We start from the raw sequence: 11,960 nt of genomic DNA on the forward strand, positions 1-11,960 counted from the left end.
GTGCGTAAAGGGAAGCCGCTGTCGGGGGGCTTCCCTTTTTTGTATTCGGTTCTCAGCGCTCACCGCTAGGATTGGCGGTGCTGAAGCAATGCGCGTTCGAGCCTCATCAGTGCGCCTCTCAATGCCTGTGCGTGATCCTTCAGCGTGATCGGCGGGCTTTCGTCGTCACAGGCGTGTTCAAGCTGGTCGCAAAGAGCAATGACCTCACTGGCGCTGATGATCCGCGCGGCGCCTTTGATCTTGTGTGCAATGTCGCGCATCTCCTGGCGATTGCCCCGTGTGCTCACGTCGTTCAGCTCTTGGGCATCGTCACGACAGCTGCTGATCAACTGTTTGATCAGGTGTTCGATCATCGTCGGACGGTCGCCGGTCAGCGCCAGGATACTGCCCATGTCGAATGGTGGATTTTCGGTCTTGAGCCCCCGGTAGCGCTGCCCGACCCCGATTCGTGACAGCCGATCATTGAGCGCGGTGAGGCTGATCGGCTTGAACAGGCAATCGTCCATGCCGGCCTCGCGGCAGCGCAGGATCTCCTCGGGTTGTGCATTGGCGGTGAAGCCGAGAATGGTGCACGGTTGCTGACCACCCTCACGTTCGTGGGTGCGGATTGCCCGTGTCAGGTCGTACCCATTCATGACGGGCATGTTGCAATCGACGATCACCAGATCGAAGTGTCGGGCCAGCCAATGCTCCAACCCTTGGGCCCCCTGTTCGGCCACCTCGCAACGATGCCCCAGGAACTCCAGTTGCTGGCAGAGCAACAGGCGGTTGGCGGGATGATCGTCGACCACCAGAATGTCCAGCGTCGCGCTGTCATGCTCGCCGTTCTCCTTGACCACGGGAAGGTTGGCCAGCGGGTCGAGAGGCGTCAGGTCGAACATCATGTGCACGCGGGTGCCCTGGCCGGGCTCACTGTCGAGGGTCAGGGTGCCGCCCATCATTTCGCACAGACTGCGACAGATGACCAGTCCCAGCCCGGCGCCGGTTCGGGCCAGTTGCCCGCTGTTGTCCGCCTGAGCGAAGGGCGCGAACAGCCGGGCCTGATCCTCCCGTGTAATGCCGATGCCGCTGTCCTGGATGACCACGTGCAGGCGAACCTGTTGCTCGGTGGCGGAGTCCTCGGCTTGCAGGCTGATGCGGACCTGGCCCTGCTGGGTGAACTTGATCGCGTTGCTGATGAGGTTGGAAAGAATCTGCTTGAAGCGCAGGGGATCGATGAGCACATCGATGTTGATGCGGCTGTCCAGGTCCAGTTGCAGCGACAGGCTTTTTTGCCGGGCAAGGCCGTCGAAAACCCGGACCACCGACTCTACCAACTGCCGAAGATTCGCCCGCTCAGGACTGAGGGTCAGGCGGCCCGATTCGATGCGCGCGATGTCGAGAATGTCGCCAATCAGCTCCAGCAGGTCCTTGGCGGAGCTGTACGCCACTTCAATGGCAGGACGGTCGAGCTGACCCTGATCCGCACGTTTGAGGGCCAGTTCGAGCATGCCAATGACAGCGTTCATTGGTGTCCGGATTTCATGGCTCATGGTCGCCAGAAAAGTACTCTTGGCGCGGTTCGCGTCGTCAGCCTGTTGTTTGGCTGTTTGCAGTTCCTCGATCAATTGGCGGCGTTCGCTGATGTCGATCCAGCCGCCGATAATGCCTTGTACCTTGCCGAGGGAATCCCGGAACGGAAGAATCCAGTGGTAGATGGTTAATGAGCGATCACCGATGTGCAGCGAACGGTCGAGGATCAGCGGCGTGTCGTTCTGCATGACCTGTTGATAGTCAGCAACGTACTGCCGGGCTTCCTGGGCATCGCTCAGCACCCCGTCGAGGATGCTCTTGCCGATCACGTCTTCGCGGTTAGCCGAAAAGGCGGTCAGGTAGCTGTCGTTGCACAGTTGCAGCAACCCGGCACTGTCGCGCACGTAGATGGGGTGGGGCGTGCCGTTGACCAGCGCGCTCATGAATTCGAACTGGTCACCCAGCGCACGTTCGGCACGTACGCGCTGCTTGATCTGACGCCGCATCCAGGCGTTCCAGGCCAGCAAGCCGAGCAGCAACAGGCCCGCGCCGATGACGATCTGATAAATCAGCAGTTGATAGTCCTGCCAGGCGCCACCCCCTGAAGGGACATAAGTGCGCCAGCGGTTGTTGATCACCGCCAGGTCTTCCGGCGCAATGCTCGACAGCGCCTTGTCGATGATGCCGCTCAGTTCCGGGGCGTTGCGCGACGTTGCCATGGCGATGCGCGCCGGGTCACGGCCCACCGTTACCCGCATCTGCAAGGCATCGCTCAGCCCGCGTGATGAGATGAAATAATTGGCGCTGAACAACGAGGTGATAGCCCCTTCCACGCGACCATGGGCCAGCATGTCGAGCGCCTGGGCGGGATTGTCGACTTCCACGGGGTAAATGCGCGGGTACGCTTGCTGGAGGTATTCCATCACCGGGCTGCCGAGGGTGAGGGCAATACGTTTGTCTTCCAGTTGATCGAGATTGGATGGACTGGACGTTTCCTTGCGGGTCACCAGCACAAAGGCGTTGTCCATGTAGGGGCGACTGAAGTTGAAGCGGTTTTCGCGTTCGTCGCTGGGCACCATGGCGCCGATAAGGTCGGCCTGCCCTTGGGTCAGCCGGTTCATCATGTCGCGCATGCTCGGCGCGTGACTGACCTCGAAGCGCAGCCCGGTGCGCAGCTTGACAAGGTCCAGCAGGTCCGCCGTCAGGCCGCGAAAGTTACCGTTGACGTCGAAAAAAGTCAGCGGTGCGTAAGCGTCGTTGATCACCACCCGAACCGTTGGATGCTGGGCGATCCAGCGTTCCTCGCGTTGGGTCAGTTGCAGTTTCTGGTCAGTGAGCAGCAGGTCGGCCCCTGCACCCCAGCGTTTGGAAATGGCGATGCGTTCCTCGATGGGAATGCCTTTGAGGACCAGGTTGACGATCTCCAGCAGCGCTGTGTTGTCGCCTTTGACGGCAAAGCTGAACCCGTTGGGCTCGTGCTTGCCAAAGTTGGCCATCTGAACGTTGTTGAGGTAACCCTTGTTGATGACGTAGTGGGTTGAAATGGCGTCGCCCAGAAAGACGTCGGCCTGATTGAACGCGACCGCATTGATCGCGCTCTGGAATGACGGGAATGTCTGCAAGCTCGCCTTGGGGTAAAGCGCGCTGATTTCGTCCGGAGGCAGGTAGTGATAGACCATGCTCAGGCGCAGGCCATTGAGACCATCGGTCAGACTCCGGTTCTCGCCCGTACGCGTCACCAGTACCGGCTGGTCAACGGCGTACGGAGACGAAAGCTTGAGTTCGGACGCAGCGGCCTCGTAACCGTTGGCGCTGCCCAGCAGGTCGATTTCCCCGCTCAGCAGTGCGTCGATGGCCGCGTTCCTTGAGTCATAGCGCAGGACCCTGATGGGCAGGTCCAGTGCCCGCCCCAGAATACCCGTGTAGTCGGCGGTGAAGCCTTCGTAATCACGGCCGGTGAGGGTCATGTCGAAAGGGGGGTAGTCCGGAGCGGAAGTGCCCAGAACCAGCTCGCGCTTGTTGCGCACCCACTGCCACTGCGTCCGGTCCAGCGTCACATCCATGTGCGCCGGGTTGGCACGGCTGAGCAGGGTATAGCGTTCGGCCGCAGCCGATCCGGCATGAATACCCATGCTCAGGCACGCCAACACGCATGCTATCCAATAGTCCTTTAGCCCCTTAGACATCCTATCTCTCACACTAGCGAATTGCGTTTTGCCATCTCGATAAGTTCTACGAGCGTCTTGACTTTCAATTTTTGCATCAGACGGGTTTTATAAGTGCTCACCGTCTTGTTGCTGAGAAACATGCCTTTGGCGATTTCCTTGTTTGTCCGCCCCTGGGCAAATAGCTGAAGGACCATCAGTTCTCGGTCATTGACTATTTTGAAGCGCTCCAGTTCTTCGGGAATTCCGTCTGTCTGCAACCTTCCCAGCGCCTGACTCGGGAAATAATTGTAGCCAGAGAGTACCGCTTTCACCGAACTGACAAGTTCGCTGAGGTCTTCTTGCTTGCATACATAGCCCGCGGCGCCGTTTTGCATGCAACGGATGGCGAACAAACTGGGTGCTTGTCCGGTCAGTACCAGAATCTTTGCTGGCAGATTCATGGCATTGAAGCGCGTCAGGACCTCAAGGCCGTCGAGTTTGGGAATGCTGATGTCCAGGATGATCAGGTCCGGCATGCATTCGCGGACCATCTGCATGGCATCCACCCCGTTGTCGGTCTCGCCCACGATCTCGTAATTCTCATTCTCAAGCAGCATCCGGATGGCGAGACGAATCACAGGATGATCATCGATGATAAAAACTGTTTTCATAATTCAATCCATAACGAGCAACGAAGAAAGCGCGCACCTTATCTCAGAAACTAGAGGGCGCGCATGAGCTGAAAGGGCTCATGGCTGTATATAGGAAATGTCCTACAAAAAATGGCGTATTGCCGTACGTCATTACTCAAGCGGCTCAAAAAAGTTTAAAAAACGAGGGATATAGTCGTCGAAAAAAAGTTATCAGGCGCATGGCGTTTATTGCGAATCGGAATGATCCTACATTGAAGTCAGGCGCTGACTACATATTTAAACCACTCAAAAAGGTGATGCAGCAACGCCTACCCTCAAAATGGGGTATTCATTAACGACTGGGCAGCGTGATGTTATTAACTTGCCAGCGATGCAAGTGCCAATGAGATGCCGCGATAGCGTCAGCAGTCACCGGGAACGGAAGAAATAAGTCGGAACAGTTCCAGCGTGTTCAACGGTTTGATCAGGCAACCGAGTAATGGGATGCCGTTTCTGATGGCCTGGGTTTCGATATCCCGCAACTGCGACGGTTCCAGACCACTCAGCAAGACGGCCTCTCTTACCAGGCACTGTCGGCTTGCCTGTTCGATCAATTCGATGCCGCTCATGTCCGGCAGGCGTTGATCGCAGAGCAGGAGGTCGTAAGGGATGTCGCTGCGCTCCATTGCCGCCAGCGCTTCACTGGCGGTCAGGGCGGGGGTCACGCGGTAGAAGCCGTGGTTGTTGAGCAGGATCTGCAGCGCGATGAGCTGAAACGGATGATCCTCTACCAGCAAAATGCGAAGGGTGTGTCTGGACATCGTGGGTACCTGGCAGAGCGAGGGGTTCGCATCGATGCGCAGCCTTGGCGCAGTAGATGGGAACACACAGGATTGAAGCGCCTTGGCGGGCGAATAAGCGGCGCCCCCAGCGTTTGAGGGCTGCCGGATTATTCGGTAGCGGTCTGAGGGCTGCGATAGGGTATTTCCTGATCGCGTGTAGGACGTTTCCGAAGATTCTGTTTTCTTTTCTCTTGAGCACGCAAAGAAAAGCCCGAACTCCAATAGGATTTCGGGCTGTGAAGGCAGCGTCCGGTCGTGGGATCAGTGGATCGGGTTCGAGCGCCCGGTCATTTCCCTCGCCATCTCGCTGGCGTAGCTGTCAGTCATGCCGGCGATGAAGTCGATGACCCTGAGGAATGAGGTGTGTAGCGACCAGTCGGGATCAGGCGCATTGTTGCCCAGCAGGTCAAGGATGCGGCGGCTCTTGAATGACGGCGTGTGGCCACCGAACTGTTCCAGCGCAGCGCCGCAAAAAGCGTTCAGCAGGATTTCCAGCGTGGTGTAGGCGCCGATTTCGTGGAGGGTTTTGCGTTTGTCCTGAAAGATCTTCTTGCGGGCCATGTCCTTGGCGCTGAGGACGCAGCGTTTGGCCGGGCCGTGCATGTGCTCGACCAGATCGCCTTGCAAGGTGCCTGCGAGCAGGGCGTCCTGCTGTTCGACGAAGGCACGGGCTGCGGCGTTGGTCAGGTGTTCGATCGCCTTGCCACGCAGGATCGCCAGTTTGCGTCGGCGCGAGTCATTGGGCCCCAGTTGGCGGTACGTCTCCGGCAGGTCATCACCCACCAGCCCCAGCAGCAGGGACTCGACTTCCGGGTAGCTCAGCAGCTCCATCTCAAGGCCGTCTTCGAGGTCGATGAGCGCGTAGCAGATGTCGTCGGCCGCTTCCATCAGGTAGACCAACGGGTGCCGCGCCCAGCGTTGTTCTTCCAGTTGCGGCAGTCCGAGCTTATGGGCGATCTGTTCGAGGATCGGCAGTTCGCTCTGGTAACAACCGAATTTGTGTTTTTTGTAGCCCAGCGAGTCGGCGTGGCGGGCGGTCCACGGGTATTTGAGGTACGTGCCGAGGGTGGCGTACGTCAGCCGGGTGCCGCCTTCGAACTGGTGGTATTCCAGTTGCGTCAACACGCGAAAGCCCTGAGCGTTGCCCTCGAAATTGAGGAAGTCATTGCGCTCGACGTCGGTCATCGCGTCAAGCCAGCCGCGGCCCGCTGCCTGTTTGAACCAGTTGCGGATGGCGTCTTCGCCGGAGTGGCCGAACGGCGGGTTGCCGATGTCGTGGGCCAGACAGGCCGATTGCACGACCATGCCCAGGTCGCTTGGCTCGCACCAGTCGGGCAGGGCGCCGCGCAGGGTTTCACCGACGCGCATGCCCAGCGAGCGGCCCACGCAGCTGACTTCCAGCGAATGGGTCAGGCGCGTGTGGATATGGTCGTTGCTGGTCACCGGGTGGACTTGGGTCTTGCGTCCCAGCCGCCGGAACGCCCCGGAAAAAATGATGCGGTCATGGTCCTTGTGGAACGGGCTTCGCCCCAGTTCTTCAGGGCTGTGCAGGGTCTTGCCGAGGCGCTCGCGGGTGAGCAGGGTCTGCCAATCCAAGGCCGGTACTCCATCGAGTGATTACCGGGCTAGCTTCCCGGTTCGTCTGTCGGGCTGCAAGCAGAACATCATGGAGCCGATGAATCAAAAGCCGGCGGCGTCGACGTCAATCAGCAGCAAGCGCTGGCCGTTATTGAAGAACTGCCCGGCGGTCAGGCAATACTGATTGCTCGTCGCGTCGCGGTAGGTGTTGGAGAGGGTCAGACGACGCTCGTGCCAGCCCTCGGCGAGCAGGTGATAGAAGTATGGCCGCCACGACCAGTTGTGCCCCATGTAGCGGGTGTCTGCGACCCATGCGCCTCGGCGCCATTCGAGGTTGGGGGTGAGTTGCGTGCCGTGTCGGTCGCATTGGTAAAACCGCAGCAGCCAAGGGTAATCGTCCACGTCCGGCAGATGGCCCAGCGGCTCGTCGCCCTCGGCCCAGGCCTGCAAGCGCTGCATGAGCTGGCTAAGCTGTTTGCGCAGATTCATCCAGCGTTCGCGGTCCACCACTTTTTGCATGACGTAGCGGTCGCGCAATTCGGCGAAGCGCTCGACGAAGGCGTCGGCGGCGAAGAAGTTTTCTTCGGCCTGTGCGAACAGGAAGCCTTGAACGTAGCGGGAGCCGCATTCCAGCGCGAAATGCAGTTCGGCTTCGGTTTCCACGCCTTCGGCGATGATCCAGCAACCGGTCTTCTCCGCCATCTGCGCCAGGGCCTTGACCACGTCGCTGCTGGGGCCACCACGGGCCGCCGCCTGAAACAGACGCATGTCGAGTTTGAGGATGTCAGGTTGCAAGGCCAGCACCCGGTCCAACTGCGAATAGCCCGCGCCAAAGTCATCAATGGCGATGCGCGCGCCCGCTTCCCGGTAGCGCGCGACCACCTCGCTCAAGCGCTGGCTGTCGCCGCCCAACTCGGTGATCTCGAAGACGATACGTTGCGCGGGGATACCGTGTTGCTGCAATTGTTTGAGGCTCGGCAGCGGCTGGCCGGGGCGCAGGCGGCTGATCCAGCGTGGGGAAATATTGATGCTCAGAAACCAGTCATTCGGGACTTCATGCAACCGCCCCAGCGCGTTGTCGCGTATCAATCGGTCCAGTCGGCGGAGCTCGGCCGCAGGCCTTCTCGGGTCGGCGAACAACGGGCCTACGGACTGCAGGCGCCCGTCAGATTGACGCAGACGTCCCAGTGCTTCGATTCCTGCAATACGGCCGGTGGCGGTATCGATGAACGGCTGAAAACACGCTAGCGGTTGCCCATCGATCACAGGGTGTCCTCAATGATTATTGGCTTTATGGTCAGGCGTAGGCGCACCTTAGCCCCGTGAATAAACACGGGGCAAAAGCGCGGACAAGATTTGTTGCAAGAATGCAGCCAAATGGCCAGCTCAGGGACGACGCCCCGAGGTTTGAAGGATGAGACGAATGATTGGCATCAGACTGGCGCTGAGTTTGATCAACCGCGTGACGCTGCCAGTGCGTTTGCTGCGGGCGCCCTTGCCGGTCAGGAAGCCCAGCAGCGAAACGATGCCGACACCCCACAGCGGCGCGTGTTTAATGCCTAGGGAACCGGGCAAGTCATGGGCCATGCCGCGCATGCGGTGCAGGGGGCGTAGCAACTGCGCGGACTCGTGGCGGATTTCTTGACGATGCATCTCCATGCGCAGGCGGATCAGGGCTTTGCGCAGTTCCCGGCGGTTATGAGTCTGGGGCGAATCGGGGTGGCTCATGGCATCAGTCGCTCGCGGTCGTTGGCCAGTTCTTCCAGCGTCGAATGGAAGGGCGAGGATTCATCGAAGATCGCGGAGCGCAGACGCATCGCACAGAACAGCGCAGCCAGCGTATAGAAGACGCACAGCCCAATGATGCCGCTGAGTCGATAGCTGTCCCACACCAGAATCAGCAGCAACGCCGAGAGCCCGATGAGCAACAACAGCGCGAACACCAGCGCCAGACCCGCAAACAGCAGAAGGCTCACGGTGCGCGCTTTCTGCTCCTGCAATTCAATGCCGAACAGCTCGACATGGCTGTGGAGCAAGCCGAGAAAGGCCGCGCCCAGTCGACGAGGCGAAGACGTGTTATCGGTCTCGGATGGACCTGTTCCTAGGGTCATATCAGTCAGCGCCTTGTAGCCAGCAGACCCAGCAAGAAGCCGACGCCAGCGGCAATGCCCACGGATTGCCATGGATTGGCTTGCACGTATTCTTCGGTGGCGACAACGGCTTCCTGGCTGCGGTTGCGCAGCGCTTCTTCCGCCAGAGCCAAGGTTTCGCGGGCACGTACCAGGCTGTCGTTGATCTGATCACGCAAGACGTCAGCCTGCTCACCGGCCAACGACGCGGTGTGCGCCAGCAGCTTTTCGGTGTCGGCCACCAATGTCTGGAAATCTGCCATCAAAATATCCTGGGCTTTCTCTGCGGTCGGGCGAGCCATGGGTGTTCTCCGTAGGGGTGGCAATATTGGCTTTCGAGTATGGCCTATTCGCGAAGGTTCATTCCAATTGCCCTGCATTGCGATCTGTTTGGCTGGTACAGGTTTTGCTTTGCGTTGGTGCGCCAGGGAGGCGGCGCGCTCCATTGCGGAGCGTGGCAGTCGGCGAATGCGCCGACACGTTGATCCAAAACCATAAAACCGAGAAAAACCCTTAAGCGTTCAATTTTTCTGTCGATAAGCGTGCGCCAAACCGGTTCGTGCAGCGGTGCTCGTGCGCCAGATTGGTGCTGTTTGCCGAGTGCGATAGAAACGTTGTGCCGCTTTGGTGCTTTTCATCACTTGCAGGCCTGCCTCTCGATGGAAAATGTGCAAAGCGCGGTGGACACCCTGGTCCACAGCTCCAATACCCTGTTCATTCTGATCGGCGCGGTCATGGTTCTGGCCATGCATGCCGGTTTTGCCTTTCTGGAAGTCGGGACCGTCCGGCAAAAAAACCAGGTCAACGCGCTGTCCAAGATTCTCAGCGACTTTGCGGTCTCGACCCTGGCGTATTTCTTCGTGGGGTACTGGATTTCCTACGGCGTCAGCTTCCTGCAACCGGCGAGTGTGCTCGCGACCGACCATGGCTACGGCCTGGTGAAATTCTTTTTTCTGCTGACTTTCGCGGCGGCCATCCCGGCGATCATTTCCGGCGGCATTGCCGAACGTGCCCGATTCGCCCCGCAATTGTGCGCGACAGTGTTGATCGTTGCGTTTGTTTACCCGTTCTTCGAAGGCATGGTGTGGAACGGCAACTTTGGCCTGCAGGCTTGGCTGTTGAAGTCTTTTGGGGCGAGCTTTCATGATTTCGCCGGCTCAGTGGTGGTGCACGCGATGGGAGGCTGGCTGGCGCTGGCGGCCGTGACCCTGCTCGGCGCGCGCCACGGCAGGTATCGCGAGGGCAGGCTGGTGGCTTATCCGCCGTCGAGCATCCCGTTCCTGGCGCTGGGCTCGTGGATTCTCATCGTCGGCTGGTTCGGCTTCAACGTCATGAGCGCCCAGACGCTGGACGGCGTGAGCGGTCTGGTGGCAGTCAATTCGCTGATGGCGATGGTCGGCGGCACCGTTGCGGCGTTGATCGTCGGCCGCAACGACCCTGGCTTTCTGCACAACGGCCCGCTGGCCGGGTTGGTCGCCGTGTGCGCGGGTTCCGACCTGATGCACCCGGTAGGCGCGTTGGTCACCGGCATTATTGCTGGCGCCTTGTTCGTCTGGTGTTTCACCGCCGCGCAAGTGAAGTGGAAGATTGACGACGTGCTGGGCGTGTGGCCGTTGCACGGTCTGTGCGGTGTATGGGGCGGGATTGCCTGTGGCATTTTCGGTCAGACGAGCTGGGGCGGTATCGGTGGCGTCAGCCTGATCAGCCAGTTGATCGGCAGCGCGCTGGGTGTGGCGATTGCCCTGGTGGGGGGCTTCCTGGTCTATGGCGTGATCAAACTGTGCCTGGGGTTGCGGCTCAGTCAGGAACAGGAGTACTACGGCGCCGACCTGTCGATCCACAAGATCGGGGCTGTCAGTCACGACTGAAGCGTGATACCCACCGTTGGCTATGCTTGTTCCCCAATGGGGCAGGCATGGCCAAAAGCGCCTGCCCCCGACATGCCGGATTTGTCGCGATCCTTGAGGACCGCGTCCGCAGTAGGAGCAGTCGATGGAACGTATCTATTCCCTTCAGGGGTTGAGGGGCGTGGCGGTGTTGGGGGTGGTGCTGTTCCACATGACCGCCGTAGAGCACAAATATTCGGGCGGCGACATTCTGCTGCCGCCGTTGCTGGATTTCTTTCAACTGGGCGTGGACCTGTTCTTCATCATCAGCGGTTTCGTGATGGTGATCGTCAGCCGGGGCCGATTTCAGAAAGCCGCCGAATCCAAGCGCTTTCTGTTCAATCGCGTGTCGCGCATTTATCCCACGTACTGGCTCTATTTCTTCCTCACCCTGGCGGTGGTGCTGGTGCAGCCGAACATGGTGAACAGCACCCACGGTTCGTCCAACCTGCTGATGTCCTTCCTGCTGCTGCCCAACGACAAAGTGTTGCTGGTGATGGTCGCCTGGTCGCTGCTGTTCGAGCTGTGGTTCTACCTGGTCTTCACCGGATTGATGCTGTTTCGTGAGCGCTGGCTGCCTGCGTTTTTGGCCGTCTGGGCGCTCGTCCTGATCGTGTTCAATTGCGTCCAGGACTGGCGGGACTACAACGCGGCGCTGAGGATCATCCTTCATCCGTACTCGCTGGAATTCATGGTTGGCGTGGCCTTGGCATTGCTGTTTTACGGCCCGCACAGCGCACGCATTCCAACGCGTGCCGTCGTCATCGCGCTGATCGCCGCGTTACTCCCGGGCATCGGGCTCATCGGTTATTACCGCCTGTTTGACGATGACGGCCTGCTGCGCATGTTCGCGGTGGGCGGGGTGTTTGGCACGCTGATCCTCGGGTTCGCCTTGCTGGAGCGCCGTCGTCACTTGCGCATGCCGCCATTTCTGGTGGCTGTCGGAGACATGTCCTACACCGTTTACTTGTCGCATTTGTTGGTGCTGGGGGTGATCGGGCGCGCCTGGCAGATCGTGGGAAGTCGGCCTGACAGCCTGTGGGACAACGTCTTGTTCACCGTGCTGATGATGGCCGCGGTGCTCTGCTATGGGTGGGTTGGCTATCGCTGGTTCGAGAAGCCGGTGCTGGACCGTTCCAACGACTTCTCTCGACGTCGGTTCCGGCTCGACGGCATTTCAGGGCGGGCCTAAACTGGCGTTCAGCCGTTGAAATCCCCATGCAGAGGGTCACGA

The 11,960-nt window shown here is 59.6% G+C and carries 10 protein-coding genes; 2 read left to right on the forward strand and 8 right to left on the reverse strand.

The genetic code is table 11. The features are described 5' to 3' along the window. Positions 1–65: 65 nt before the first annotated feature. The 8 genes from AAEO81_RS13410 to AAEO81_RS13445 all read right to left on the reverse strand — a co-directional run bounded on the left by AAEO81_RS13410 (position 66) and on the right by AAEO81_RS13445 (position 9,142). Positions 66–3,644, reverse strand: a complete 3,579-nt coding sequence (locus AAEO81_RS13410) for a transporter substrate-binding domain-containing protein (RefSeq protein ID WP_341964077.1) — start codon at positions 3,642–3,644, stop codon at positions 66–68. Positions 3,645–3,706: 62 nt separating this feature from the next. Then, complete coding sequence (locus AAEO81_RS13415; RefSeq protein ID WP_341964078.1) at positions 3,707–4,330, reverse strand: response regulator transcription factor; 624 nt, start codon at positions 4,328–4,330, stop codon at positions 3,707–3,709. 383 nt (positions 4,331–4,713) lie between these two features. Further along, positions 4,714–5,112: a response regulator gene (locus AAEO81_RS13420; protein ID WP_341964079.1), complete on the reverse strand. Its 399-nt coding sequence runs from the start codon at positions 5,110–5,112 to the stop codon at positions 4,714–4,716. A 282-nt stretch (positions 5,113–5,394) separates the two neighbouring features. Beyond that, entirely contained in the window at positions 5,395–6,729 is a 1,335-nt protein-coding gene (locus tag AAEO81_RS13425; RefSeq protein WP_166595292.1) for a deoxyguanosinetriphosphate triphosphohydrolase, read from the reverse strand. Between the two features lie 84 nt (positions 6,730–6,813). Continuing rightward, positions 6,814–7,977: an EAL domain-containing protein gene (locus AAEO81_RS13430; protein ID WP_341964080.1), complete on the reverse strand. Its 1,164-nt coding sequence runs from the start codon at positions 7,975–7,977 to the stop codon at positions 6,814–6,816. A 120-nt stretch (positions 7,978–8,097) separates the two neighbouring features. Further along, the gene (locus tag AAEO81_RS13435; RefSeq protein ID WP_166595294.1) at positions 8,098–8,439 is read right to left on the reverse strand and encodes a hypothetical protein; all 342 of its coding nucleotides are present in this window, start codon (positions 8,437–8,439) and stop codon (positions 8,098–8,100) included. Next, on the reverse strand, positions 8,436–8,822 hold the full coding sequence (locus AAEO81_RS13440) for a phage holin family protein (RefSeq protein WP_166595295.1): 387 nt from the start codon (positions 8,820–8,822) through the stop codon (positions 8,436–8,438). The genes AAEO81_RS13435 and AAEO81_RS13440 overlap by 4 nt, the downstream gene beginning before the upstream one ends. 5 nt (positions 8,823–8,827) lie before the next feature. Next, positions 8,828–9,142 carry a DUF883 family protein gene (locus AAEO81_RS13445; protein WP_166595296.1) on the reverse strand — a complete coding sequence of 105 codons (315 nt, stop codon included), beginning with the start codon at positions 9,140–9,142 and terminating at the stop codon, positions 8,828–8,830. A gap of 357 nt (positions 9,143–9,499) precedes the next feature. Between AAEO81_RS13445 and AAEO81_RS13450 the strand changes: the two genes are divergently transcribed. Together AAEO81_RS13450 and AAEO81_RS13455 are read left to right on the forward strand one after the other, a co-directional pair. Then, positions 9,500–10,708 (forward strand): ammonium transporter, encoded by a 1,209-nt coding sequence (locus AAEO81_RS13450; RefSeq protein ID WP_166595297.1) that lies wholly within the window; start codon positions 9,500–9,502, stop codon positions 10,706–10,708. Between the two features lie 124 nt (positions 10,709–10,832). Continuing rightward, the gene (locus AAEO81_RS13455; protein WP_341964081.1) at positions 10,833–11,918 is read left to right on the forward strand and encodes an acyltransferase; all 1,086 of its coding nucleotides are present in this window, start codon (positions 10,833–10,835) and stop codon (positions 11,916–11,918) included. Positions 11,919–11,960: the final 42 nt, after the last annotated feature.

This window comes from Pseudomonas sp. RC10 (assembly GCF_038397775.1).
Classification (GTDB): domain Bacteria; phylum Pseudomonadota; class Gammaproteobacteria; order Pseudomonadales; family Pseudomonadaceae; genus Aquipseudomonas; species Aquipseudomonas bambusae.